22 protein-coding genes are annotated in these 24,961 nt (G+C 51.6%); 5 read left to right on the top strand and 17 right to left on the bottom strand.

Going from position 1 to position 24,961, the window contains the following annotated elements; all coding sequences use genetic code 11:
* Window positions 1-49: 49 nt before the first annotated feature.
* The 3 genes from ACSV5M_RS13705 to mntA form a co-directional block, all read right to left on the bottom strand.
* A complete protein-coding gene (locus ACSV5M_RS13705) occupies window positions 50-427 on the bottom strand; it encodes a YciI family protein (RefSeq protein ID WP_439176803.1) in 378 nt (125 codons plus the stop codon).
* Window positions 428-454: 27 nt separating this feature from the next.
* Entirely contained in the window at window positions 455-673 is a 219-nt protein-coding gene (locus ACSV5M_RS13700; protein ID WP_439176802.1) for a hypothetical protein, read from the bottom strand.
* 166 nt (window positions 674-839) lie between these two features.
* Window positions 840-1,259: a type VII toxin-antitoxin system MntA family adenylyltransferase antitoxin gene (gene mntA, locus ACSV5M_RS13695; RefSeq protein ID WP_439176801.1), complete on the bottom strand. Its 420-nt coding sequence runs from the start codon at window positions 1,257-1,259 to the stop codon at window positions 840-842.
* Between the two features lie 246 nt (window positions 1,260-1,505).
* Here mntA and ACSV5M_RS13690 point away from each other — a divergent pair, with 246 nt between their 5' ends.
* The gene (locus ACSV5M_RS13690) at window positions 1,506-2,573 is read left to right on the top strand and encodes a GGDEF domain-containing protein (RefSeq protein ID WP_439176800.1); all 1,068 of its coding nucleotides are present in this window, start codon (window positions 1,506-1,508) and stop codon (window positions 2,571-2,573) included.
* A 48-nt stretch (window positions 2,574-2,621) separates the two neighbouring features.
* Here ACSV5M_RS13690 and ACSV5M_RS13685 read toward each other — a convergent pair whose 3' ends face one another.
* The 10 genes from ACSV5M_RS13685 to ACSV5M_RS13640 form a co-directional block, all read right to left on the bottom strand.
* Window positions 2,622-3,692, bottom strand: coding sequence for a transporter substrate-binding domain-containing protein (locus tag ACSV5M_RS13685; protein WP_439176799.1), 1,071 nt, complete (start codon window positions 3,690-3,692; stop codon window positions 2,622-2,624).
* A gap of 207 nt (window positions 3,693-3,899) precedes the next feature.
* The gene (locus ACSV5M_RS13680; RefSeq protein ID WP_439176798.1) at window positions 3,900-4,607 is read right to left on the bottom strand and encodes an alpha/beta fold hydrolase; all 708 of its coding nucleotides are present in this window, start codon (window positions 4,605-4,607) and stop codon (window positions 3,900-3,902) included.
* Window positions 4,608-4,659: 52 nt separating this feature from the next.
* Entirely contained in the window at window positions 4,660-4,878 is a 219-nt protein-coding gene (locus ACSV5M_RS13675) for a hypothetical protein (protein WP_439176797.1), read from the bottom strand.
* A 140-nt stretch (window positions 4,879-5,018) separates the two neighbouring features.
* Window positions 5,019-5,765, bottom strand: a complete 747-nt coding sequence (locus ACSV5M_RS13670; protein WP_439176796.1) for a hypothetical protein — start codon at window positions 5,763-5,765, stop codon at window positions 5,019-5,021.
* 41 nt (window positions 5,766-5,806) lie between these two features.
* Window positions 5,807-6,355: a hypothetical protein gene (locus ACSV5M_RS13665; protein WP_439176795.1), complete on the bottom strand. Its 549-nt coding sequence runs from the start codon at window positions 6,353-6,355 to the stop codon at window positions 5,807-5,809.
* A gap of 3 nt (window positions 6,356-6,358) precedes the next feature.
* The gene (locus ACSV5M_RS13660) at window positions 6,359-6,994 is read right to left on the bottom strand and encodes an AHH domain-containing protein (protein WP_439176794.1); all 636 of its coding nucleotides are present in this window, start codon (window positions 6,992-6,994) and stop codon (window positions 6,359-6,361) included.
* A 50-nt stretch (window positions 6,995-7,044) separates the two neighbouring features.
* Entirely contained in the window at window positions 7,045-8,613 is a 1,569-nt protein-coding gene (locus ACSV5M_RS13655; protein WP_439176793.1) for a pentapeptide repeat-containing protein, read from the bottom strand.
* A 184-nt stretch (window positions 8,614-8,797) separates the two neighbouring features.
* Window positions 8,798-10,039 (bottom strand): ribonucleotide-diphosphate reductase subunit beta, encoded by a 1,242-nt coding sequence (locus tag ACSV5M_RS13650; RefSeq protein WP_439176792.1) that lies wholly within the window; start codon window positions 10,037-10,039, stop codon window positions 8,798-8,800.
* Window positions 10,040-10,239: 200 nt separating this feature from the next.
* Entirely contained in the window at window positions 10,240-13,158 is a 2,919-nt protein-coding gene (locus ACSV5M_RS13645) for a ribonucleoside-diphosphate reductase subunit alpha (RefSeq protein WP_439176791.1), read from the bottom strand.
* 698 nt (window positions 13,159-13,856) lie between these two features.
* The gene (locus tag ACSV5M_RS13640; RefSeq protein ID WP_439176790.1) at window positions 13,857-15,122 is read right to left on the bottom strand and encodes an acyltransferase family protein; all 1,266 of its coding nucleotides are present in this window, start codon (window positions 15,120-15,122) and stop codon (window positions 13,857-13,859) included.
* 181 nt (window positions 15,123-15,303) lie between these two features.
* Between ACSV5M_RS13640 and ACSV5M_RS13635 the strand changes: the two genes are divergently transcribed.
* Entirely contained in the window at window positions 15,304-16,176 is an 873-nt protein-coding gene (locus tag ACSV5M_RS13635) for a LytR/AlgR family response regulator transcription factor (RefSeq protein ID WP_439176789.1), read from the top strand.
* A gap of 130 nt (window positions 16,177-16,306) precedes the next feature.
* Here ACSV5M_RS13635 and ACSV5M_RS13630 read toward each other — a convergent pair whose 3' ends face one another.
* Complete coding sequence (locus ACSV5M_RS13630; RefSeq protein ID WP_439176788.1) at window positions 16,307-18,346, bottom strand: PhoX family protein; 2,040 nt, start codon at window positions 18,344-18,346, stop codon at window positions 16,307-16,309.
* A 194-nt stretch (window positions 18,347-18,540) separates the two neighbouring features.
* Between ACSV5M_RS13630 and ACSV5M_RS13625 the strand changes: the two genes are divergently transcribed.
* On the top strand, window positions 18,541-19,425 hold the full coding sequence (locus ACSV5M_RS13625; RefSeq protein WP_439176787.1) for an AEC family transporter: 885 nt from the start codon (window positions 18,541-18,543) through the stop codon (window positions 19,423-19,425).
* A 28-nt stretch (window positions 19,426-19,453) separates the two neighbouring features.
* Here ACSV5M_RS13625 and ACSV5M_RS13620 read toward each other — a convergent pair whose 3' ends face one another.
* Both ACSV5M_RS13620 and ACSV5M_RS13615 read right to left on the bottom strand, forming a co-directional pair.
* The gene (locus ACSV5M_RS13620; RefSeq protein WP_439176786.1) at window positions 19,454-21,004 is read right to left on the bottom strand and encodes a hypothetical protein; all 1,551 of its coding nucleotides are present in this window, start codon (window positions 21,002-21,004) and stop codon (window positions 19,454-19,456) included.
* Between the two features lie 69 nt (window positions 21,005-21,073).
* Entirely contained in the window at window positions 21,074-22,486 is a 1,413-nt protein-coding gene (locus ACSV5M_RS13615) for a PLP-dependent aminotransferase family protein (RefSeq protein ID WP_439176785.1), read from the bottom strand.
* Window positions 22,487-22,658: 172 nt separating this feature from the next.
* On the opposite strand from ACSV5M_RS13615, the gene ACSV5M_RS13610 reads away from it, so the two are divergent.
* Both ACSV5M_RS13610 and ACSV5M_RS13605 read left to right on the top strand, forming a co-directional pair.
* The gene (locus tag ACSV5M_RS13610) at window positions 22,659-23,462 is read left to right on the top strand and encodes a PhzF family phenazine biosynthesis protein (protein WP_439176784.1); all 804 of its coding nucleotides are present in this window, start codon (window positions 22,659-22,661) and stop codon (window positions 23,460-23,462) included.
* Window positions 23,462-23,656, top strand: coding sequence for a hypothetical protein (locus tag ACSV5M_RS13605; RefSeq protein WP_439176783.1), 195 nt, complete (start codon window positions 23,462-23,464; stop codon window positions 23,654-23,656). The genes ACSV5M_RS13610 and ACSV5M_RS13605 overlap by 1 nt, the downstream gene beginning before the upstream one ends.
* A gap of 153 nt (window positions 23,657-23,809) precedes the next feature.
* On the opposite strand, the gene ACSV5M_RS13600 is transcribed toward ACSV5M_RS13605, so the two are convergent.
* Window positions 23,810-24,820, bottom strand: a complete 1,011-nt coding sequence (locus ACSV5M_RS13600; RefSeq protein ID WP_439176782.1) for a DUF72 domain-containing protein — start codon at window positions 24,818-24,820, stop codon at window positions 23,810-23,812.
* Between the last annotated feature and the right edge of the window lie 141 nt (window positions 24,821-24,961).

The raw sequence follows: 24,961 nt of genomic DNA, 5'->3' as shown, positions 1-24,961 counted from the left end.
TGGACGTTTAATGCGCAAGTTGTTTAATTCCCTTTAAACAAACTATTGGTTATAAGGCGTTATACCGCGTGTCGGTGCTCAACCCCGGTTCGATGGGCCGCACCTCAATTTTGCCTAAACGTGCAGACGGCCAGTTCAATGCAATTTGCACAGCCTCATCCTGGTCCTTCACATCAATCAGAAAAAATCCGCCCAACTGCTCCTTGGTTTCTGCAAAAGGGCCATCGGTCACAGAGGATATACCATTGCGAATCTGCACCGTATTGGCTTTGCGCGCGCTTTGCAGTGGCTCGGTCATAATCAGCTTACCGCTCTGCCGCAGGCTATCCACATAAGCCAGGGTTTCATCGCGCAGTGCTAACCACTCAGTGTGCGGCATCTCGTGGAAGATGGCTTCGTCTTCATAGGCGAGACAGAGAAATTTCATGCTGAATTCCTTTAGTGTGGCTTAGCCTCAACGGCGGCGGCTAACTTTACGGGCTTTGGAACCCGCTGTTGTTTGGGGAACATAGGGCTTATTAATCAGCAATTGAAAACCGCCGAACACCATCGCCATCAACCCGACGCAGGTGGCGATCACAAACGCCTCACGGCTGAAAAGAAAGTAACACAAGGGAATGATCAATAAGCCGAAAGCCACAAAACCCCAGCCAATCTTCTGGTTTTTACTCATGATAGTCATCCTGTTATTTTTAGGTGCAATGATCGTCAGTTGTAAATTTTATTCTTTATTCATTGCGCGATTGTAGTCACTGGCAAACTTGGAACCTGCTTTTGCGTATTCCTCGCGTACTCTTTTGATACACCGTTCAATACTGGCGGCTTTGTTAATGAGAACGTCATTTACCATAAACCGCCCCGTCTTCTCTTATTTCTTGCAACAATTCCGCTCTGGCTGTATCCAGGCTAGTTTTTTCGCTAAGGATAAATGCTTCGTATAGCCCTGCTTGAACATCCTTCGCCCACATACATCGCCCCGTTGTGATAATTTGATACTGCATAACGGTTGAGGCGGCACGTAAGTCCAACAAATCCACGTGAAAACCCAGCTTTTCGGCGATTTGATTGGCCAGATCCCAAAGCACTAACGGATCAGCATAGCCTTCTATAAGAACCGCGAGATCCAGATCGCTGTCTGCGTTTGCAGTATCTTGGGCGCGACTACCAAACACATAGATGCCCAGCGCATTCGAGAGTGCATCGCGAAGTATTGAGCAGATCGATTGTTCAGTATCCGGTGTTATGGAATGAATGTTCATAATAACGGTATCTGCTCAGCGTCTTGTTGGTTAGATAGCGGAATTCTACAAAAAATAAGAGATTCCCCCAATAAAATTCTTTTGGTGGTGTTATAGCACCTGATTGCTAGTATCCAGGTCATCTTTTTCCCGCCGTATCACTTGTCATTTTACCTTGAGGCGATAAGATGCTCAGCGTCAGCCTGCCGGTTTCCAACTATACGCAATGTAATCCAATTTTCAACTCGACGGTTTAACAGGTACAGCATGCAGAACCCGCCTATTGATGAACGTGCTTTTTATCGGGGAGTACTGGTGCTGCTAGGGATAACCGGAAGTGTGGGCCTGGCAACCAGTATTTTGCACTACCTGGAGCCGGAACCGGAGTTGATGGACCTGGTTATCCCGCCTCTGGTTTCCATTGCAAACCTTGCGCTGACCATTTGGTTGATATACCGGCCGAAGCGTTTGTTGCAGGTAGTATATTCCGCCTTTGCGGTGGCCATTGTCGCGCTCTCCTTGCCCGCCTGGTATTACAGCCTGCGTGCGTACCAGTTTGCCGAGGTGCTGCTGATTGATATCTTCCCGCCGATATCCTCCTTCCTGATTATTCTGATTGTGCTGGTGATGGTCATACTGCCGCCGCGCCGTGCCTTTCCTATCATGATTGTCGCCTGGGTTTTAAGCGCGTTACCGGTTCTCGGTTATTTGCTGACGCATAGAGAAGAATTATGGTCATCGCGCGGTCAGGAAATGTTTATGAGTTACGGCCTGGCCATTTTATTGCTATTGGTTTTATTACCCTTTCAGTCGCGGGCGCGCCTGCAAATTGAACGCCTGCAGCACGATAATTCCCATATGCACAAACTGGCCGAACGCGATGAGCTAACGCGGCAATACAATCGATGGGGCGGCCAACGGCTGCTTGATGATTTTATGCGTAGCGGCGTTGCCGGTAGCGTCATGATGCTCGACATAGATCATTTCAAACACATTAACGACACCCACGGCCATCAGACGGGTGATAGCGTGTTACAACAATTTGCCATGCGCGTGAGCAGCGCGCTTCGCAGTGACGGTTATCTGATTCGCTGGGGCGGCGAAGAATTTTTAATCGTGATTCGCGGTATTGCAGAGCGGGATATCGTTACCGTGGCAGAACGATTGCGCAATGCTATCAACAGCTATTCATTCCCGCCCGTTGGCAAGCTAACCGCTTCCTGTGGCGCAACATCACGCCGGGAGGATGACACTCTGGAGAGCTTAATTGCGCGGGCGGATAAAGCACTTTATCAAGCCAAAGTGAATGGTCGTGATCAAGTGGTGTGCGATTAATCCAGAGCCTCATTCCCGGCACATAATTCCTTGGCAATCCTCCCTCCATTAATGATGATCATTACCTAAATATCGTGTTAACACAGTCTGCCATTCGTCATCAGCAATGACACGTAGCAGGGCCAGATTCAAGGGGCCGCGCAGAGGACTGTCCTGTGAGACTGCAATGGCATAATCCTGTCGTTCGAATGTCTCGGCCAATACATCAGTGCGTTTCGGATACTGTTGATGAGACAAATGCAGCAATATTGGTCGGTCGTATACGACCGCTTGAAATTGCCCGTTAGCGAGCCCTTCAGTTGCGGCCACCAAATTGGGTTGGGTGGAAAAACCGATCCCGTTGTTACGTAAAAATTCAGCGCTTACAGAATTATTCACGGTTGCCACTCGGACGTTCGGTAAATCCTCCAGACCGCGTACGCGAGAATCCAGCTGACTGACTGTCAGGCTGGTGGTAATTGCGGCGGTAAAGCTCGACACAATAATCAGGCCAGCAAACATCCATACAAGCCCCACAATCCTTCCTGCAGGCGTAATCGGTGCTTTATCGCCATAGCCCACCGTCGTCATTGTCACGGCTGCCCACCAAAAACTTGAACCAATGCCCTCTGCTGGCGAGCCACCAAACATCGCCTGATTTCGACGCCGCTCAGCAACCCAAAGTAACACCCCTACCAGGAGTAACAGTCCACATAACGCAGCGATAACCAATAGGAATTTCCATGAAAAGAGACGCTGAAACATATCGAAGACGGAACTCTCTTTGCGCGCAACCGCAATAGCCAGCCCAGTCGTGTGAAAAGGGTGAGTAAAATCGATTTGCTGTTCGCGCTTTGCTGTGACTGTCAATGCCGCCACAGAAACGTCCAGGGTGCCATCCTGCAAGCCACTGATAAGCCCCGACAAGGTCGTCTCGCGAAATTCATACTGCAACCCCATCTCTTCCGCAATGCGCTGCCATAATTCAATGCTGATTCCCGAGAATGTGCCATCCTCCTCTTTTATTACAAACGGTGGCGCTACTTTGGTCCCGATAATGAGCGGTGCGCTCTCGTCAGATTGGGCGAAGCAAGGCAGGGAAAAGAGCAGGCAGGTGAAAAAAATCAGAATACGATGCATGGCGAACCTCATAGTCGATGTCCATTCGCAGGCCTGGGAAGCCAGGCCTGGCGGAAGCACAGGTTTATGCAGTTACAAATGTGCAGGTGATGAGTTATAAATGATACTGTGTGGAGCCTCGATCTTCAAAAAATGTTCCTCTTGTTGTGAGGCACACGGCAGAGGGTGACACATTGATTCGATAAGTGAAAGGTTGGAGCCATTGAATCAATAAATTCCAATGCTATTCAACCAATCAATCACAACGGCCGCAAGATCTTGTGGTTGTTCGAGCGGAATCATATGACCGCTGTCATGAAATAATTCAAGTGAAGCGCCGGGTATCGCACCGACCAGTTCGTTCGTTTCTTCCATTGAGCGCAACGCGTCATGAGTACTTGCAACAATCAATGTCGGGCAATGTATCGAATCCCTAGGAACATCCGCTCTGCGTAACCCGGATTGAGTTGCAAAGGCCTCATAACCCAAACGACTTCCCATAACTCTGATCCGCGAAATCAAATGTATATCCGATGCGTGACGGGGATGTAGTGATGCCGCAATGGACCTGGAACTTAATCCGCTGAACGTGGATGTAGATAGCGCACGCACAGCTTCCAATTTTGCCTTCGCTTGCTGCTCGGTATCCTCGCGCAATGAACTGGCGATGAGCACGAGCGCGCTCACTCTCTCGGTGTAATCGGCCGCTAATTGTCTGGCAACATACCCGCCCAGCGAGAAGCCAATCAGTACGAAACGCTCAGGGGACTGCTCGGCAATGTGTTGCGCGATTTCTTTTATTACATTTCCACCGGTAAGCTTGGCCCGCGAGACCTTCCAGTGGTCGGGCAGGAGAGGGCAGAAGTCGTCCCATAGTGTTTCATCCAGCATGAAGCCGGGGATTAGCACCAGTGAAATGGTTTTGGGATTGTCCATGTTTGCCGCACATTTCTTCTCAATTAAAACTAATGGAACATTAGTTAGGCATTCAACTCTCGTCGCACACTTTATCCCAGATCTCGCCATACCCTTTGTTGCTCAAATACAGGCTAATTTCATAGTCCACGTCAGGCATGATATCGCTGTTATCTGTTCTTCCTAAAACCACAGTACTGTTCTCGTTGTCAGTGGCCATTTGATCAGCCATTTGCCAGATGAATTTGGCCATCGCTGTGGCTTCGGTAGCGTTGTTAACATCACTATTCATAATGCTCAGAATTTGATTCTCATGTAGGAAATTTGCATAGTGAATAATTAAGTCGCGCACATGAGGGTGTCTGTTGAAGATAATCATATTGTAGATTCTTCATTATAGGCTTTGCTGCTCAAAACCAAACACTAAAGATCCTATACCGATAAATCAGGGAAAATATTTTTCTTGCTGTCGGATTCGAATTTAACATTAACGGGAATCCATTCGGCTTTTAGCTCATCGAGGAGACTGGCATTTTCTTGTGGAAGCCATACCTTCACATCATTGAACTGCCGACGTAGCGCTTTGAAGTCTACGAAAGCTTCATGATAGGTGAAAATGTCATTAATTAGACGATAAGGCGACATCCTAAAAATCTCAGTTAGGTTTTCGGAGAATCTAACTCCCTTCATTCCCAAGTTCATCACGAGATCAACAAATTCATTTGTGCAGAAGGTCGCGGTGCATCCTTCGTCTTTAGACTTAAATAAAGCTTTTCCTTGTATGCTGCTCTCTTCAAATTTGATGTTCTCAAACTCAATCAGGCCTTCCTTCAAATTGAGTTGTTTGCTTTTGCTCTTGTCGATCTCTGCACGTGATAGGCAGTTGAATATATAGTAGTTCTCGCCATTACAGGTTATCGGGAGCAATTCACCGTTGGGCTGGAGTATATGTTTGAGAGAGTTTGAAGCAGACTCCGATAGAACCAATGTTGCACCGCGCCAGCAGGTGATATCATGTATGGCGGTGGCTTCGGATTGAATTTTTTTGAAAGTGCCAAAGAAATTTTTCCAATGATCGGCCAGTCGCAAGTTGTGGCGACTAAATTGCATGAATTCCAGATCACCAACTTCGGGACCTATTTCATCTAGCATTTCTTCAAGATCAGTTGTAAATTCCATGTAGTGTTCGCTATCGCGGAGAATTTTGTAGATCTTCATATTCATTTAGGATTTACATATTCGCGAATCAAACCGCCTGTTAACCTGGCCCGTTCGATTTCAGTTTTAAGCGTTGCGCTAATAAATATATTCGGAAAGTAGCCCTTCACTAGAAAAATTAGGTTATCAGTGTCATCAGGTTCTTGAATGTAAGCGTGAGTGCATGGCCCTATATGACCGTCTTCGTAGATTTTGAATTTTGATCGCCCTTTATCCATAAGGTCTTGCACGTTGAGCACATTTAGCAGGTACCATTGTTCATGGTCTCTAACTACGGGAAGGAACTCAGCTTGCGCTCCAATAACGGGTTGCAAGACATGGTAAGCTTTTTCTGATAAGGCTATTGCTCCGCCCATGAATTTGGTGAGATCAGCCACTTGATCATTTGGTGACGTGAATTCATCTTCAACCCATACGACTTCTGGCGATTTCCACTGGTTAAGTTTGGATTCTCCATTCCAACGCATACAGTTGAAAGCCATATAATCTTTCCCTTCAGGAAGATCCAGTTCCTTGAAGCCCTCGGGCATTACTGAAAGTAGATATATCATTGCTTAGAATCTCTCTGCACCAGGAAGGTAGTGGTATATCGGATAGACACCTCGCTTTAACTCATTTGCGATGTCTTTTAATAGGCGTTTCATATCCTCTTTGTCGGCATTCTGCTCGTATGCCTGAATGATTTGATAATTTACATTGGCGTAATATGGCTTGGTATGAACCGGGTTGTGAATGTAAGCCTGCTTCAGAACACCTTTTTTCTTGGATATTTCATCGGCTGGGAGAAATACCCCATTGGCCGGATCATCCAGATCGATGCCCAACGCCTGCAATATTTGGGCGGCTTTTCTTGCGCGATGGCAGTTTTTAGCCACTATATGGTGGGCGTGGTAGTTATATTTTGCATCGGGAAGACCTTGGGATTTAACCAGAGCCTTCCTTAACTTACTGCTAAATTCTTTTCTGGCAGCAGCTCTTTTTTTAATGTTAGTGCTTATGACTTTTTCAACAGAGGAGAATGTCCCGCCCTTGGCATGAGCTTGTTCAACATAGAGAATATCTTGTTCTCTTCCTAGAAGATAATTTTTTATAGCCTCGTTGATTACCCTTTCATCTGCGATAATATCTTTGAGTGCATATTTCAGTTCTAGTGGGTCATCATAAAGATCCCAATAAAAATCCAATTTCAAGATTCTCTCCTTTTAAGTTGGAAACTAATGTTTCTCAAAAAGGCTGTCTGTTATTTCATTTTAAATAAGTTTCGCAATGACAGCCCGGTTAAAAATAAACCCATTAGCGTTAGTATTTTCTGAATCAAAATCACTAAATACACTGAAATTCCCATATTTCCAGAAAACAGTGCGTCTTTTGCTTCCCATGCTATTTTTTCAAAGCCGGGGATTGATATTAATGAAAATTGAAATAAGACACCGAGCATGTCACATCCATTCGATCCAGGTACGCAGGGACTTAGATCAGCCATAAATGCATAGGATATAGATGCCAAAATCCAAGGTGTAAGAATCAATAGCAAAAGAGGTCTTGATGTGCTAAAACCATAATCACTGGTAACTGTATACAATCTATATAGCCAATATTGGCGTTTGTTCAGAAGAGCTTCTTCCTGCATCTCCAATTTGAAGAAAAGTTGTTCCATTCGCAAATCTTGCTTCTGAGAAAAAGCTAACTTTAAAGCGCAGTAGGCGCCGGCAGCCTGATGATCTCCGCTGGGTGGAGGGAACTGAGCTTTGTAGAAGCTGCTATTTTGGTGAATTTTGCATTCATAAAAATGTGGTGCAGATTTAAAAACAGTGGCTTTTGAATTTTTATGAGACACATCCCTATCAGAGCTCTCGTCTAAGGGGCCAAAGTCTACTGGTCCTGTAAAAACGCGTCCGTTAAAAATCACACTTTTTGAAAAATTTGCTCCCCTAAAAGACGCGGCGCTAATTGAGCCTGGATCGAGTCCCTCTTCGATAGCCTGTTTTTTTCTGGTTTCAAAATTGCTCTGATAATAACGCGTCAACGCCTTCCAGTCGCTGGCTGAAAAATCAGCTGATCCATGAAATTTTGCGCCAGAAAAGTCTATGTTCTCTTTAATGGAGTCTAGCTCATTGAGAGTGCGAAGACTGAATTGAGAGCCATTATAAAATGCATTGCCGCCAAATTCAGTGTGTGAAAAATTAGCTGCTTCAAAAAATTGGGAGGCAGGAAAAAAAGCCATTTTCTTAAAAATGGCTTTCTCAAAGTATGCTCCTTTGTGAAAGCTTGCGCCTCTAAAAACGGCGTTTTCCTCAAAGCAAGTTTCACGAAAAAAGGCTGCGCCTGAGAATTTTGCTCGCCAAAAAATTCCTGATGTAAAAAAAATGACTTTAGAAAAATTGCCGTTACCATTAAATATGGAATCATTAAAATTTGTTGCCGAAGAAAATTCGGAGCCATCAAAGTTGACATCTTTATCAAAAATGGTTTCATTAAATTCTGCCATTCCCGTAAAGCGAGCGTTTGAGAAATTTGCTTCTTGATGAAATCTTGCCTTGTTGAAATTGGCTGAATCCAGCCCAAAAGTCGCGCCAACAAATTTTACTTTGCATTTAAAGATGAAATTTTGAAATATAAAAGGATAATTCTGAAAGTTAACGTTTGAAAAATCTGCTAAATTTTTTTCGTCAGAAAATTCTTCTTGCCACTCATTCCATGCGTCTTTACCGCAGAGCGCCAAATCTAAGCATTCGTTAGGTTTTATTTTTCTTGGGTTCAAGATTTTTGCTGTTTTTCCGTTGCCTTCGTAAATTGTTGATCCGGCCATTTTTTTATTGCGCTCTGTTTTTTAGAGGGGGTAGCAGGACAGTAAAATAAAAAGCCGCTACTAAGCCTAGTCATTATTCGTGACTAAATCAGTAGCGGCTTTATTGTTCAATAGCAGTTCCTGTGCTTTGTGTCATCAAGCGGGTATGGCTGACCAAATTATGTTCGAATCATCATCATCGGGATCAATCCCAACTCAACGCCCCACCAGTCTGATACTCAATAACCCGCGTCTCAAAGAAATTCTTCTCCTTCCGCAAATCCATAATCTCACTCATCCACGGGAATGGATTCTGCGCACCTGGATACTGCTCTTTCAAACCAACTTGCGAGCAGCGGCGGTTGGCGATGAAGTGCAAATACTCTTCCATCATGGCGGCGTTCATGCCGAGGACGCCGCGGGGCATGGAGTCGCGGGCGTAGGCGATTTCGAGTTCGGTGCCTTGCAGGATCATCTGGATAACTTCTTGCTGGAATTCTTGCGTCCACAGGTGTGGGTTTTCCAGTTTGATCTGGTTGATCACGTCGATACCGAAGTTCAAGTGCATGGATTCATCGCGCAGGATGTATTGGAACTGCTCGGCGACGCCGGTCATCTTGTTGCGGCGGCCCATGCTGAGGATCTGGGTAAACCCGCAGTAGAAGAAGATACCTTCGGTGACCACGTAGAACGCCACAAGGTTGCGCAGCAATTCCTGGTCGTTTTCCGGGGTGCCGGTTTTGAAGGTGGGGTTGCCGAGGCTTTGGGTGTGCTTGAGGCTCCACGCGGCTTTGTTGGCAACGCTGGGTAATTCGCGGTACATGTTGAAGACTTCGCCTTCGTCCATGCCCAGGGATTCGATGCAGTATTGGTAGGCGTGGGTGTGGATCGCTTCTTCAAACGCCTGGCGCAATATGTACTGGCGGCACTCGGGGTTGGTGATCAAACGGTAGATCGCCAGCGCGAGGTTGTTGGCGACCAGTGAGTCGGCGGTGGAGAAGTAGCCGAGGCTGCGCATGACCAGGCGGCGTTCGTCTTCGGTGAGGCCGTCTTTGCTGCGCCACAGGGCGATGTCGGCGGTCATGTTCACTTCTTGCGGCATCCAGTGGTTGGAGCAGCCGTCCAGGTATTTTTGCCAGGCCCAGTCGTACTTGAAAGGAACGAGCTGGTTGAGGTCGGCGCGGCAGTTGATCATTTGCTTGTCGTCAACCTGGATACGTGCGGCGCCCATCTCCAGCTCTTCCAGTCCGGGGGTTGGGTCCAGGTCGGCCAGGGCGGCGCGGGCTTTGGCCAGTTCGGGGCTGACTTTTTCGTTGGGGTTGTTTGCCGGTGCGGCAGTCTGGGCTTCAGTGTCTGCCGGGCGTGCAGGGGCTTGCGGCTCGCGGTAGGCGGGGGCCGGCTTTGCTTTGGGGGTTTCTTCGTTGTTGAAATCGTCCCAACTCAGCATGGGTTTGGTCCTTTCTGTTGAGGGTTTTAAGTCGCCAGGGTCTGGGCCTGGTTGCTAGTGTTATTGGCCGGATCATTGTGTCCGGCCTCTTTTGTCGGATTACGCCTTTGGCTAATTCGACCTACGGTAATGGGTGTTGCTTGTCGGATTACGCCGCTGTGCGGCTAATCCGACCTACGGGGATCGTGGTGATCCGCCGGTTATTGGCATGCTTCGCAGTCGGGATTGTCGATGGAGCAGGCTTTGGGCACCGGGGCGGCTTCGGTGAAGCTGCTGGTGTCCTTGGCGGGTGCGGCGGTCACGCCACTGCTGCTACCACCGGCGGAGACTGCGTTGAGCGAGCCGGTGTTAATGGTGGATTTCTCGGTGGTGGTTGCAGCCAGCGCACGGAGGTAATAGGTGGTTTTCAAACCACTGAACCAGGCCATACGGTAGGTGATATCGAGCTTCTTGCCGTTAGCACCCGCGATATACAGGTTGAGGCTTTGGGCCTGGTCGATCCACTTCTGGCGACGGCTGGCGGCTTCCACAATCCAGCGCGGTTCAACTTCAAACGCGGTGGCGTAGATGGCTTTCAGGTCGGCCGGGATGCGGTCGATCTTCTGCACTGAGCCTTCGTAGTACTTGAGGTCGTTGACCATCACGCTGTCCCACAGGCCGCGTTCTTTCAGGTCGTGCACCAGGTGCGGATTGACCACGGTGAACTCGCCGGACAGGTTGGATTTCACGTACAGGTTCTGGTAGGTCGGCTCGATGGATTGCGTCACACCGGTGATGTTGGAGATGGTCGCCGTCGGCGCAATCGCCATCACATTGGAGTTACGCATACCTTTGGTCTTCACTTCCTCGCGGAGGGTATCCCAGTCGAAGGTCTGGCTGCGGTCTACCTTGATGTAGTTTTCACCCCGGTTTTGCACCAGCAGGTCGATAGAGTCGATGGGCAGTGTGCCCTTGCTCCACAAGGAACCGTCGAAGGTTGAGTACTTGCCGCGTTCTTGCGCCAGCTCGCACGATGCCTTGATGGCGTAGTAGCTGATGGCTTCCATAGAGGTATCGGCAAATTTCACCGCGTCCTCAGAACCATAGGCAATACGTTGCAGGTACAGCGCATCCTGGAAGCCCATCAGGCCCAGGCCGATCGGACGGTGGCGCAGGTTGGAGGCCTTGGAGGTGGCCACGGCGTAGTAGTTAATGTCGATCACGTTGTCGAGCATACGGATCGCGGTCTTCACGGTGCTTTCCAGTTTGGCCTGGTCCAGCTTGCCGTCCACGATGTGTTGCGCCAGGTTCACTGAACCCAGGTTACACACAGCGATTTCTTCATTGGCCTTGGTGTTCAGGGTGATCTCGGTGCACAGGTTGGATGAGTGCACCACGCCCACGTGTTGCTGCGGGCTGCGCAGGTTGCACGGGTCCTTGAAGGTCATCCACGGGTGGCCAGTTTCAAACAGCATGCCCAGCATCTTGCGCCACAGGTCCAGCGCACGCACGGTCTTGTGGACCTTGATCTTGCCTTGGGCCGCCAGTTGTTCGTAATGCTCGTAGCGTTCTTCAAATGCCTTGCCGTAGAGGTCGTGCAGGTCGGGCACGTCGTTGGGCGAGAACAGGGTCCAGCTCTTGTCGTCAAACACACGCTTCATGAACAGGTCGGGAATCCAGTTGGCGGTGTTCATGTCGTGGGTGCGGCGGCGGTCGTCACCGGTGTTTTTGCGCAGTTCGAGGAATTCCTCGACATCCATATGCCAGGTTTCCAGGTAGGCACACACAGCGCCTTTGCGCTTGCCGCCCTGGTTCACTGCCACAGCGGTGTCGTTAGCCACTTTCAGGAAGGGCACAACACCCTGGGATTTACCGTTAGTGCCTTTGATGTAAGCGCCCAGTGCACGCACCGGGGTCCAGTCGTTACCCAGGCCGCCGGCAAATTTGCTGAGCATGGCGTTGTCCTGAATGGCGCCGTAGATTCCGTGCAGGTCATCGGGCACGGTGGTCAGGTAGCAGGAGGACAGCTGCGAACGCAGGGTGCCGGCGTTGAACAGGGTCGGCGTAGAGCTCATGTAGTCAAAGGACGACAGCAGGCGATAAAACTCAATGGCGCGCTCTTCGCGGTTGTCTTCCTGAATCGCCAGGCCCATGGCCACACGCATAAAGAACACCTGCGGCAATTCGATGCGCACGTCATTGCTGTGGATAAAGTAGCGGTCGTACAGGGTTTGCAGGCCGAGGTAGGTAAATTGCAGGTCGCGGTCGGCGATCAGTGCTTTGCCCAGCACGTCCAGGTCAAAATTCAGCAGCTCCGGGGACAGCAGTTCCAGCTCTACACCTTTCTGGATGTACACCGGCAGGGCGCGGGCGTAGTACAGCTCCATATCGGATTGGGTGGCTTGGGTGGCCACGCCAAGGAAACCCAGGGCTTCGGCGCGCAGCTTGTCGAGCAGGAGGCGCGCGGTGGCGAAGGTGTAGTTGGGTTCTTTTTCCACCAGGGTGCGGGCGGTGATCACCAGCGAGGTGTTGACGTCTTTGATGCTGACGCCGTCGTAGAGGTTACGCATGGCTTCGTCGAGGATGGCTTTTTCATCCACCCCGGTCAGGCCCACACAGGCTTCGCTGACGATGGTGCGCATACGGGCGATATCCAGGGGCGCGCGGCTGCCATCTTCCAATACCACATTGATGCTCGGGTAATCCGGATCAGCGGACACCGCCTGGGCGCGTTTTTGCGCACGCATACGCGCGTGTTCTTCACGGTACAGCACGTAGTCGCGTGCCACTTTCTGCTCACCGGAACGCATCAGGATCAGTTCAACCTGGTCCTGGATTTCTTCGATATGGATGGTGCCGCCGGACGGCATACGACGCTTGAAGGTGGCGGTGATTTGCTTGGTGAGGTTGTCGACGGTTTCATGCACACGACTCGACGCAGCGGCGGTGCCGCCTTCCACGGCCAAAAACGCCTTGGTCATGGCCACGGCAATCTTACTGGCATCAAACGGCACCACCGTTCCGTTGCGCTTGATAACGCGCAACTGACCCGGCGCAGTGGCCGACAGGTTGTTGGAGTGGTGGGGGTCTTGTTGGGGTTTGCTGCCGGTGGCCGGGGTAATGTCGGTTTCTGTGTGCATATATGGCTCCGCCTGATTCCGTCGAGGAGTGAATGTTGTAAGTTCGTGTTGTGTATAAATGATTAAGCAACAGCTGTTGAGTCAATAACGTCTGGATCAATAGTTGTTAAATCAGTTCGCGCTTGAATAGCGTTAATTGCCGGGTTTCGCGGTCATGGCTGATACCTCTTTAGCCGTGTTTTAGCCGTGTCATAACTGTGGACTGGAAACCACTACATGAGTTGTTCGGTGCAGATCCGTCTATTGCGTACTACTGGCACGCCGGATGGTGCTGTCGGCGTATCTTTATGCCCATGCACAATGTTCACGTAGTGCATGAAGTCTTGGGTGCTAAGCGGTTAATACAACTCAAAAAAACCACGTGCACCTGATCCAGTAGTTCAATAGGGAGGACCGGTTTACACGCAATAATTGCTGTGAATCAATTGTGGGAGCCTGGGTGGCTGCGCCACACTAAACCCTATATATAGGGGTGTTTCACATGTGCGCTACAAGATAATGCGGTTTTTTGTTTAATGCAAGCGGAGAAAACTGGGGAAGGGTTGTGGATAAAGTGTGGGTAATTCCTGCGGGCCGCGTCATAACGGGCATTGGGTAGACATGCCCGATGTCTGCCCGGTGTAGACTTTTTCTTTATGCTCAAAATCGTCAGTTATTACCTAAAATTTTACGGCGGTGAAATAACAACCCGCGTGCCATCAAGAAAGCGCAACACGGGTGTCTGACGTCTGATTCCTTGTGGGTTGCGCGAAAACACCAAAGGCAGCACGCACACCCGGCACCTGTTTTATCAGGGTATAGCCTAGCCAGCAGCCGAAGCAGGTAAAAGCCGCCACGGCTATGGGCTCCATCACCGGACCGAGGGGCGAGTCAGGAAAGTAAGTGCGCAACCAATAAGCACCTAACACAATAAAAGTTTGATGAAGGATGTACCAACAGTAGACGGCTTGATTGGCATAGCGAACCTTTGGCGAGGGGTAGTTCAGCCACACCTGGGCATAACCCACAATAGCCATAATCCACAACCAACTATTGGCGGACCAGATCAGCCCACGCACGGGCGCTTCTATGACCGCCAGTGCTGCCCAGTAGGGGCTGAGCTCGCCTCCACGAATATAAAATACGATGGCTGCGTAGCTAAAAAGCGCAAGGCTCAACGACCACAGGCGCAATTTACCCAAGGCTTCCCATAACCTGGCGTTGCGCACCAATCCAAAGCCAATAAGAAAAACGGCAAAGTAGCGGGCGTGGTTGAACCAATCGTCCACCAGCTTGTGCGTGGTGGGAAACCGCTCCCATAGCCATTCACCAATGCCGAAGAACATCAGCGCGGGGAGCACGTAAAGCAGGCTCAGTGGCAGCCGGTTTGCCAAACGGTGTGCCTGGTTTAATACCGCGGGACGAGTGAAAACCGGATAAATCACCCAGGTTAGCAACACATACACAAACAGGTAAGGCAGATACCAGAGATGATTCCAGATGACATTGGAGCCGGAGAATCGGAGATAGGCCGGCGGTAACGCATCACCGAACCCGAAGGGAAAGCCCAGGTAGTGGCGCCAGAACTCCAGGTAACCCATGCCAGGAATGGCACCGGCCATTCTGGACTCCACAAACGCCTGGGGTGCCACAATCACCAGACTGCCCACGACCAGAGGCAATAGCAACTTACGCATGCTGACAAGGATAAATCTCCCGCCCTGATATCGGTGGAGCTGGTAGGATACCGCCGCGCCGCTGATCAGAAACAGCAACGACATACGCCACTGGTTGGACCAGAGCATCGGGTACTGCAGAAACTCGCTCTGGTACAGGCTTTTAATATGCCAGCCCCAGTCGGCCACGTAAGCCATACCCAGGTGATACCCAATCAGCAGCCCAAAGGCCAGCACACGCAGCCAATCCAGTGCATGACGTCGTTGCTGAGACCAATGAACCGGGGTTTGCGGTAGGGCAATAGTCATGAATAATCTCCGACAGAGGACGATGGGGTGCCCGCACAATTGCTGGGCTCAAGACGCACAGTGTGCGCGCAACCAAACTGGGATCATTCCGGTAAGTGATTGAATGACAAAGGGTTGTGATAAGCGGCAGCCAGCCGGGGCAAACGGCGGAGCGTTTTTATGCGAAGGTTGGGTATCTAGAGTGAACACCAGCGACAACACCACCACACGGTTGAAAAACCACTTCCTCACCCACCAGCACCTCTGGCAACCGGGGCTGTTGGTGGTATGGGGATTTCTGAACACGCTGCTGCTTGCCACCACGTCATTGATGGAGATTCGCCGTCACGACAGCAATATTGCCGCGTGGGAACCCTTTTGTTGGGAGGCGTCCAGCACCCTTATCATCCTGCTGAGTATCGGGCCGATACTGCGCATCCACGCCTGGCTCCAGGCACGTTTGGGTTTGGCTGGCCTATTGATTGTTCATGCGCTCTTGACCCTGCCGTTTTCCCTTATTCATGTATCGGGCATGGTGGGGCTGCGCGAGCTGGCGTATTGGATGGCGGGTTCTGATTACCACTTTGGCGATCTGGGTTACGAGTTGCTGTACGAATACCGCAAGGATGCCATGACCTACCTGATTATTTTATTGGTGGGCACCAGCTATCAATTTATCGTCCGACGCTTGCAAGGCGAGGCGAGCTATATGGATGAAAGCGAAACATCATCCACGCCGCTACCGGATCGCTTGTTGGTCAAAAAGCTGGGTAAGGAGTTTCTGGTGGCCGTATCCGATATCCGCTGGGTTGAAGCCTCCGGCAATTACGCTAATTTGCATGTAAAAGACAGTGTTTACCCCATGCGAATCACACTTGCCCGCCTGGAATCTTTACTGCCGCGGGAGATGTTTATCCGGATACATCGCTCGCTGATTGTTAACCTCGGCAGCATCAACCATATTCAACCCACGGAGGCGGGAGATTACTGTGTGTTTTTGCATACGGGGGAGGAGTTAACGCTGTCGCGGCGCTATCGCGATGCGTTTAAAGCGGCGATGGGGGAATGTGGGTAGAGCAGGATAGATACAAATAAAAAGGGCTGATCCATCAGCCCACACGTCGGTCATTGGTTGTGAATTTACATGTCGTCCTTATCAGCTTCCATGCCATATTTCCCTTATCAATCCCTTCTAAAGAAGAGCATTAACTGCCGATCATTCCGCCATCGTTTTTGGTCACGATGACCGTGGCAGAACGGGGGCGTGAAGAACCGCCACCTGGCCAATGGCTGGTGAAATCACCTACTGCTGAACGATCACCGGGGTGCTGGATATTGACGAATAAGGTCTTGAGATCCGGTGTGGCGTGAACTCCTGTGACTTCGCAATCCATCGGGCCAACCAGGAAGCGTTTGGTCTCTTTGGTCACCGGGTCAGCAGCGAGCATCTGGTTGTTGCCGAATGGGCCGTCACCTTGTTGGGAACCACTCATATCGGTTTGAATCCAGAGCACACCGCGTGGGTCGATCCATAAACCATCGGGGCTGGCAAAATGATTATCGGCGGTTAAGCTAATGTCACCTGTTGCTGTACCTACATCACCACCCAACAGGAAAATGTCCCATTCAAAGGTATTCGCATCAGCGTTTTCGCGCCAGCGAATGATATGACCAGTACGGTTTTCCGCGCGTGGGTTAGCGGCGTCGGTAACGGTGCGGCCACTGTTGTTGGTCAGTGTGAAGTAAACCTCGCCGGTGTCTGGATGTACTGCACCCCATTCCGGGCGGTCCATCTTGGTTGCGCCCATCACATCAGCCGCGAGACGGGTGTTGATGAGAACATCGGCCTGATCAGCAAAAGTCACCTCAGCTTCGGCCGCTTTGGCGATAAAGTCGGGGTTGTTGATATCCAATGGCAACCAGTCACCGGTACCGTCTTCGTTGAATTTGGCTACATACAGCGTGCCGTTATTCAGCAGGTAACCGCCAGCAATCGCCGCGTAGTAATTGTCCGCTGATACATATTTGTAAATGTATTCGTTAGTAGAGTCATCGCCGGAATAGCACACGATGGGCTTACCTTCTTCCGCCGGGGCAAAGATCACGCCCTCATGGCCGAAACGACCCAAGGCTGTACGTTTTTGCGGTTTGCTTTCCGGGTCAAATGGATCGATCTCTACCATCCAACCAAAGGTGTTGGGTTCGTTGCGGTAGTCATCCGCTGCGGTTGCGCCCAGCGTGCTCGCGTCAAAACGGGCATACAAATCTTCACCAGATTCTGCTGTTTCCCAATAAAAGCGGCTGTGATCGTCCGGTACGCCATAGCGTTCGTGTTCGCGTGGCTGGATGGAGTCTTTATTAACAAAGTAGCCTGCCCAGTTTTCTTCGGCGGCGAGGTAGGTGTGCCAGGGGGTCAGGCCGCTGCCGCAATTATTAAGCGTGCCGCGGGTTTCGGTGCCATTGGGGCTGTATTTGGTAGACAGTTTGGCTGATGCCATGGCGGGGCCGCGAATATCCATGGGCGTTGCGCCAGTGATACGGCGGTTGAACACGCTACCTTCCACTACGCCCCACGCATTATCGGTTTTGCGAATGTGGATGACGCTGACACCATGGCCAGCAACTTCTTTGCGGACCTCATCGGTTGGACGCTTGCCATCAATACTGGTGGGGCCATTGGCATGGAAAACATTAGGATCGAAGTACTCGTGGTTCATCACCAACAAACCTTCATTGGAGTTGGTGCCTCCAGCTTTGGCATCCATCGGCAGGAAGAAAATGCCATCATGATGCGCGCCAACCTGTTGCTCCTGATCGGCACCGGTATTGGTGCCGTCATCTTTATATTCAGGCAAGCTGCCGGTCAATGGCGTACCCCAGGGTACAAAAGCCGTGGCGGTATAACCTTCTGGAACAAGAACGGTGTCTGGGCGAGCAGCAGCAATAGCAGTAAAACCTAACAGTGGCGCAGCGGATGAAGAGGAGGAGCTGCTAGAACTGCTGGCGGTGCTGGAAGACGACGAGGAAGAGGAGCTGGCGTTATTGTCGTCATCGTCATCGCTGCCACACCCGACCAGGCCGATACCCATAAAGGTGGCAACAGCGGCACCGACGCCGCCTTTCAGGAAGGCGCGGCGCTGTTGGCGGGCGTCCAGAATGGCCGCAAATGTGGGGTTGTCAGAGAAATTGGATAGTGGTTCATCACCACTGTTGTCGATCACAAGCGGGGTGTTTTTTTCGGTCATGAGGCTCGGACTCCGGCTGGACGGTTGCGTTGTTTGAATTTATTAACCAGCGAATTAAACGCCATGCATATGGCAGTTCTGCGACAAAATGACGAAGCTTTGATGACAACCTATTTCTGCTATTCCAAAACCCTGCTGCTCGTTTGCCTGTTAAGATGCATGACCTTCTTACCCGGCTGTTTCAAGGTTGAATTATGCTCAGCGAACTCTTCGCTATCCTTGCTCCCATCGTCATCAGCGTACTGATCGGTTTTATCTGGGGACGCTCCGGCACAGCTTACCCGGCGGACTTCGTCTCGCGTATCGTCATGTATGTGGGCACGCCTTGTTTGATTATTTCGGTGATGAGCAAGGTCGAAGTGGATGCAGCGGTGATGGGCGAGGTGATGCTGGCCACGGCGGTCGCTATGGCGGCAATGGGTGTATTGGGGTGGATAATACTCCGCAGTTTCAAACTGGATATTCCCACTTACCTGCCGCCGCTGATCTTCCCCAACAACGGCAACATGGGTTTACCCTTGTGCCTGTTTGCCTTTGGTCAACTCGGCCTCGCGCTGGCGCTCGGTTCGTTTATGGTGATGATGATCGCCACGTTTACTGTTGGGCTGCTGCTGGTTTCGGAGGGCGGTTGGGGTGATCGTTTTAAAGATATGGCGCGTCAGCCGGTGATCCATTCCATGATCATTGCGCTGGCGATGCTGGTGACCGGCACCCATTTGCCGCGCTGGATTGATAACACCGTGACGCTCATCGGCGGTTTCGCGATTCCGTTGATGACGATTACCCTCGGGGTATCTCTCGCAACCCTCAAAATCGGCACCTGGTGCCGCAGTTTCGGTTTCAGTATTGCCCGGATCTTCGGTGGCCTTGCCCTGGGCTGGTTGAGTTGTTGGCTGCTGAATGTGGAAGGCGTTTCGCGCAGCGTGGTGCTGCTGCAGTCCGCCATGCCGGTGGCAGTGTTTAATTATTTACTAGCGCTACGCTACAACCGCAACCCCCAGGAGATTGCGGCGATGGTGGTGATTTCTACCTTGGTAGCGTTTGTGACTTTGCCGTTTTTGTTGATGGTGGTTTTGTAGTGAGATTCTAATTTTATGATTCATCCAATCATTGTTTGGTAGCAATTTGCCATGTTTCTGGTTTCCAATAAGGCAAATCCCCGAAATCTCCGTGTTTTGATGGTTTTTCCCCGAGCAACCTGTCAAAAGATTTAAATACTTTAACTCCCTTGGATGTAGCCAAGGCTTCGTCAATAATTTTTATTGAAGATAGAACGTTTGTTTCTGAACCAATAGTGCGATTCAAAGGATGATCAGGCTTGTCGTGATGTTGGTCTATAGATACGAGTAATGAGCCAGTAGGGATAACTCCGCCATAATGCATTTCGCTAACTTCGGCTACTCGATTCAGTGTCAGGTTGTAAAAATTTGGCGTGAATCGCTTAACACCCGAGTTGTTGATGGGCCTTTCTACAAGAACCGGCTTTAATGCATTTAATGTGTCACCTATCGTGGCAGCCCCTGCCATATACACGATATTCTTTAGGAAAGCAGTTGATGCCCAATCTGTTTGATATCGTTCAAGTACATTATTAATTACGATGGAACCCATGCTGTGGCCCATAAGTGTTATTGCGTAATCTTTATTATGCTTTTTACTATAAAAATCAGCACGTTTGAGCAATAGCTTGAAAAATATTCCAGTATTTACACCGCTGATATATCTGGTGTCAAATTCGTGGGTGGGATAGGTGATATTGACTGCACGACGTTTCATATTTGCCCACGCCGCGCTCGATATGCCGCTATGCCATAGGCTTCCGGCAGTATATCTGATGGGGAGAGTGAGCAGCTGGCTTGATCCTCTTAATAACGTATTTCCTGTGGTGCCGTAGTAGTAACTATAATTTGCCTGTATTTCGTTTTTCGTATTAATAATTTTATTACATGATTCATAAGGTTGTTCTAATTCATCGCAAAAAACCAAGTGCGCATCTTTCCAAGAGTTGGATAGCCAATTGGAATAAATTTTTGAGGCTGCTCTGTCTTTTTCATTTGCGATTTGATACATGGTTGTTGAAGGAAAATTCCCGATGCTGGTCAGTATGTCAGATACGAGGACAAACGGAGCAGTAATGGCTCCTGTAACTACATTGGTTTTCTTGCCTTCCCGAACTCTGAGTAGGTGTTCGCTCCATGTGGTTAGGGCTCCTGATGGCCATGCTAGATGTACAGGAAATTGTTGGTCGGAAATTATTTGAGAGGCTTTCTTGATTCTTTTTTCGGGTGAGTGAAAAGTGTTGAGTCCTCCATGTACATAAACCAATACATTTACAGTATCCCAGTTGTTTTTCTTTGCGGTGTCTTCCGCTCTGCATAGGATCAAGGCCATTTTTTTCACGCCGTCCAAAGGCCGGAGTGCGACACTCATTGATTCGCTTTTAGCCATTGGGTCGATTAGCAAACCGTCCCTATTGGTTCTAAGAAGGTGATAATTTTTACTATCTAAATCGAAATTATCAGGACAATCGAATGAACCGGAAAGATCGGATTCACTTAAAGGTGGATAATCGGGATGAGATGCACAGCCTATAAGAAACAAGGTAACCAAAAATACAAAGGAAAGTAATCTGGTTTTAAATTGTATCGCTGGTGTCATTCGAGCCTCCTGGCGTCTTTAATATTTATGAATCAAAGATGATAAAAGCTATTTATCTTCATTGTTAGGTTAGTATCTAATAATCATCCCCGCCAACCGCACCAACGCTTTCTCCACCCGACTATTCCACACACACGCACACGACAGCCGAATAAAGTTCTGATATTTCTTACTCGGCGAAAAGATCGGCCCCGGCGCAATACTGATGCCGTTTTCAAGGGAGCGGCGGGCGAGGTCGAAGGCGTCGATGGCGCCGGGCAGTTCCAGCCAGATTACAAACCCGCCCTGGGGGCGAGTTACCCGCGTGCCTTCCGGAAAGTAATCCGATACCGCCTGGGTCATGCGTGCTACCGCTTGCGCGTATTCGCCGCGTACCTTGCGCAGGTGACGTTCATAGACACCGCTTTCGAGCAGGTCGGCCACAGCGAGTTGCGGAATGGTGGGGGTGGCGAGGTTGAGCACGTACTTCATGTATTCCACCCGCTGCTGAAAGCGTCCCGGTGCAATCCAGCCGACCCGCAGCCCCGGCGACAGGGTTTTGGAAACCGAGCTACACAGGATGACGTTGCCGCTGTTGGTCATGCCCATGCACAAGGGCGGACGCTGGCCGGAGAAGGAAAGATCGCCGTAGATGTCGTCCTCAATCAGCACGATCTGCTGTTGGTCGAGCAGCGTTACCAGCCGCTGCTTGTGTTCCACCGGCATACAGGCGCCGAGCGGGTTGCTGAAGTTGGGCACCACTACGCAGGCTTTGACGGGCCAGCGGCTGACTGCCAGTTCCAGGGCTTCGATGGAGATGCCGGTGAGCGGATGGGTGGGAATCTCCAGCGCTTCCAGCCCGAGGGATTCCAGTACCTGTAACAGCCCATAAAATGCAGGCGATTCAATGGCCACCACATCGCCGGGTTTGGTGACGGCGCGCAGGGCGATGCTCAGTGCTTCCTGCCCGCCATTGGTGATGACGAGGTTGTCCGGGTTGACCGCGCAGCCAGCTTCCGCCATCCGTCGCGCTAGCTGCCGGCGCAACTCCACTGAACCGGGGGAGAATTCATAGTTGGCGGAGCGTACCCGGTGTTGACGGGCGCAGCGGATCAGCGCCTGTTCAATCGCGCGGGTCGGGAGGAACTCCGGCGCTGGCACGGCGGCGCCAAGCTGTACGACAGACGGGTTGTTGGCGGCCTTGATCAACTGCAACACCATGTCCTGACCGGTTACCGGGGCCGGGCGCGGCGTGTCCATTACCAGCCGGGGCTGGGGAATCTGCGTGTTGATGTGCGGCCGTACATAAAAGCCTGAACGCTGGCGGCTTTCCAGCACACCCTGGTCTTCCAGCAGGCGGTAGGCAGAGATGACAGTGGCGATGCTCAGGTTGCGCTGCCGGCTCAGTTGCCGCACGCCGGGCAAGCGGTCGCCGGGCTGAAAGCCGCCTTGCTGAATCGAGGTGCGCAGGTCCTCGGCCAATTGTTGATACAAAGTTTCCATGGGGCGATTCTGGCGATAAAGCCGGTATGGGCGATAGGTACAGATGCCGCTCGTTATAACCGGCACAGAAAACAGGATAGCTTATCTGTACCGTACCAATTTTGTTTTTTCTGCAACTGTATCTATTGGTCGCTGACCTCTACAGTGGCGTTTTTGCCTTGAGAGACCTGTCATGAACCAGCCTTTATACATCGTTGATGCCTTCGCCTCCGGCCCATTTACCGGCAATCCGGCGGCGGTGTGCCTGTTACGGCAGGAAAAATCCGCTGAGTGGATGCAACAGGTGGCCGCCGAGATGAATCTGTCGGAAACCGCCTTTGTGTCCCGCTTTCCCCGACTGGGTCGGCAGGGTTGGGTGCTGCGTTGGTTTACGCCGACTACCGAAGTGAATCTGTGCGGCCACGCGACTCTGGCTGCTGCCCATGTGCTCTGGCACAGCGCCTGGGCAGCGGAAGATTTCATCGAGTTTCACACCCGCAGCGGCCTGTTGGGCGCCAGCCGGCAAGCGGAAGGCATTACCCTGAATTTTCCTGCCGATCCGCCGGAGGCGATGGCGAGTACTCCGCCCGGATTGGTCGATGCGCTCGGTGTGCAACCGCTCTGGCTGGGGCAGGGGCGGGAGGATTGGCTGGCGGTGATGGAATCGGCAGAGCAGGTGCGCCGCCTGCGACCGGATACCCGGCAGCTGGCTGAGCTACCCGCCCGCGGCCTGATCGTGACAGCGCCCGGTGATGAGCCCGGAATCGATATGGTGTCTCGCTTCTTTGCGCCCCGGGTCGGCATTAATGAGGACCCGGTGACCGGCTCGGCGCATTGTCTGCTGGCCGTTTACTGGGCCCAGCGCCTGGGCAAAACGCGCTTGCGCGCCTTGCAAGCCTCGGCCCGTACCGGTTTGCTGGACCTGAGGTTACAGGATGACCGCGTGCATATTTCGGGGCAGGCCCATATCACGCTCACGGGAGAATTTCATGGCTGATGCGGCACACCAGCCGACGCGCTGCCATTCGCCATGTGTTCGTGGCCGACGAATGCTTTTTGACCGGCACGGGGGCCGAGTTAATTCCGGTGGCCAGTGTCGATGGGCGATTGCTGGAGCAGTGTCCCGGCCCGTTTTTTACGGCAATACAGGCGGCGTTTCGAGAGTGTGTCGAGCGGGAAACAGGGCGGTGATTCCAGGTGAGTCTCGGGTTTGTGTCGGATTACGCCTGCGGCTAATGCGATCTACATGCGCTGAGCCGTAGGTCGCATTAGGCGCGAAAGCGCCGTAATCCGACAAACAACGCCCGGTTTACTCCTGTCGGATTACGCTGGCGCTAATCCGACCTACTTGAGCGGGAGAGCTTTGGCGAGTTCGATCACCGACAGTGGTGCGGAGCCTTCGGCTTTGTTGCTGAGGGTAACGTAGACATTCTGGCCCGCATTGGCGGTGCCGGTAATGACGCGCGCCAGCGCCTCGCGCGTTTCCGGGTCGGGATCGACAATCTTGTCGTAGGGAGAATACTGCTGCTGCGCATCTTCATAACCGTAGGCGCCGTGCAGCGGGTTGAGATTCCAGCGGCACACCAGCGGCCCCGGCCAGAGCGCCCGCAGGACCGGCAGCTGCTCGGCAATGCGCGGCATCTTGGCGTGCAGCCCCATGCAATAGGTAGCGCCGGTATCGCGCAAGGCATTCACGAACGCTGGCGTCAGCCACTGCGGATCGCGCACTTCTACCGCGACCACGCCCTCAGGTGCGACGGACCTGAGGTCCGGAATAGCCTTCAACAAGGTGTGTAGACGCTGGATCAATTCCGGCATGCGCACCAGCCAATGACCGGGTAGCGGGCTTATCTGAAATACCAGTGCGCCCAATTTGGTGCCCAATCCCTCCAGCGCCGGTTCCACAAACAGTTGCACCGCCTGCGCTGCATCCAGAAAGTGCAGGTTCGGCCGCATGCCCCGGCCCGACTCATCGCGCACCAGCGCATCCGTCACCAGGCTCGGGGCTTTTACCACGAACCGAAAATCCGCCGGCACCTGGGAGGCATACTCGGCAAACTGCGCAACGTTTAGCGGTCGATAAAATGAGCGGTCGATGCTGACCGTGCGGAACAATGGGTGCTGTGCGTAGGCCCGCAAACCTTCGCGTGACAGGCGCGTTTCCGGGTAATCCCCGTCCCACACCAAGCCGTTCCACCCCGGGTAATTCCACGAGGATGTCCCCAGGCGCAGATGTGCCGGCAGTGTGTTGCCCAGTTCAATGAGTGCCGGTGTCGGCGCAACCGGCTCTACCGTTTTACCGGATTTTAGGGTGGGCTTGGGCGTTGGGTCATCGCCGAACAGGGAATTTTGCATAGCGGATTTCTGTTGGGTAGAGGTGTTGGGTTACCGGGTTGGTGTATGGTTGACGCGTTCGTGGGTATCGTCGTGGTGTTGTCGGATTACGCGGCTGCGCCGCTAATGCGACCTACGGGCCATAGCGTCGGATACGCTCGA

Origin of the sequence: Cellvibrio sp. ARAG 10.3 (assembly GCF_051846955.1) — a bacterium.
Classification (GTDB): domain Bacteria; phylum Pseudomonadota; class Gammaproteobacteria; order Pseudomonadales; family Cellvibrionaceae; genus Cellvibrio.
Note: the sequence above shows the minus strand (reverse complement) of the source record. Positions and strands in the feature narration are given on the sequence as shown.

What these genes read in the sequence shown, in the direction of transcription:
- ACSV5M_RS13670 (WP_439176796.1), bottom strand. Translation starts at nt 5,765, where the DNA reads ATGGAATTTACAACTGATCTTGAAGAAATGCTAGATGAAATAGGTCCC.
- ACSV5M_RS13680 (WP_439176798.1), bottom strand. Translation starts at nt 4,607, where the DNA reads ATGGACAATCCCAAAACCATTTCACTGGTGCTAATCCCCGGCTTCATG.
- ACSV5M_RS13645 (WP_439176791.1), bottom strand. Translation starts at nt 13,158, where the DNA reads ATGCACACAGAAACCGACATTACCCCGGCCACCGGCAGCAAACCCCAA.
- ACSV5M_RS13675 (WP_439176797.1), bottom strand. Translation starts at nt 4,878, where the DNA reads ATGAATAGTGATGTTAACAACGCTACCGAAGCCACAGCGATGGCCAAA.
- ACSV5M_RS13600 (WP_439176782.1), bottom strand. Translation starts at nt 24,820, where the DNA reads ATGCAAAATTCCCTGTTCGGCGATGACCCAACGCCCAAGCCCACCCTA.
- ACSV5M_RS13640 (WP_439176790.1), bottom strand. Translation starts at nt 15,122, where the DNA reads ATGACTATTGCCCTACCGCAAACCCCGGTTCATTGGTCTCAGCAACGA.
- ACSV5M_RS13605 (WP_439176783.1), top strand. Translation starts at nt 23,462, where the DNA reads ATGCGGCACACCAGCCGACGCGCTGCCATTCGCCATGTGTTCGTGGCC.
- ACSV5M_RS13610 (WP_439176784.1), top strand. Translation starts at nt 22,659, where the DNA reads ATGAACCAGCCTTTATACATCGTTGATGCCTTCGCCTCCGGCCCATTT.
- ACSV5M_RS13665 (WP_439176795.1), bottom strand. Translation starts at nt 6,355, where the DNA reads ATGATATATCTACTTTCAGTAATGCCCGAGGGCTTCAAGGAACTGGAT.
- ACSV5M_RS13615 (WP_439176785.1), bottom strand. Translation starts at nt 22,486, where the DNA reads ATGGAAACTTTGTATCAACAATTGGCCGAGGACCTGCGCACCTCGATT.
- ACSV5M_RS13620 (WP_439176786.1), bottom strand. Translation starts at nt 21,004, where the DNA reads ATGACACCAGCGATACAATTTAAAACCAGATTACTTTCCTTTGTATTT.
- ACSV5M_RS13685 (WP_439176799.1), bottom strand. Translation starts at nt 3,692, where the DNA reads ATGCATCGTATTCTGATTTTTTTCACCTGCCTGCTCTTTTCCCTGCCT.
- mntA (WP_439176801.1), bottom strand. Translation starts at nt 1,259, where the DNA reads ATGAACATTCATTCCATAACACCGGATACTGAACAATCGATCTGCTCA.
- ACSV5M_RS13700 (WP_439176802.1), bottom strand. Translation starts at nt 673, where the DNA reads ATGAGTAAAAACCAGAAGATTGGCTGGGGTTTTGTGGCTTTCGGCTTA.
- ACSV5M_RS13630 (WP_439176788.1), bottom strand. Translation starts at nt 18,346, where the DNA reads ATGACCGAAAAAAACACCCCGCTTGTGATCGACAACAGTGGTGATGAA.
- ACSV5M_RS13705 (WP_439176803.1), bottom strand. Translation starts at nt 427, where the DNA reads ATGAAATTTCTCTGTCTCGCCTATGAAGACGAAGCCATCTTCCACGAG.
- ACSV5M_RS13650 (WP_439176792.1), bottom strand. Translation starts at nt 10,039, where the DNA reads ATGCTGAGTTGGGACGATTTCAACAACGAAGAAACCCCCAAAGCAAAG.
- ACSV5M_RS13655 (WP_439176793.1), bottom strand. Translation starts at nt 8,613, where the DNA reads ATGGCCGGATCAACAATTTACGAAGGCAACGGAAAAACAGCAAAAATC.
- ACSV5M_RS13625 (WP_439176787.1), top strand. Translation starts at nt 18,541, where the DNA reads ATGCTCAGCGAACTCTTCGCTATCCTTGCTCCCATCGTCATCAGCGTA.
- ACSV5M_RS13690 (WP_439176800.1), top strand. Translation starts at nt 1,506, where the DNA reads ATGCAGAACCCGCCTATTGATGAACGTGCTTTTTATCGGGGAGTACTG.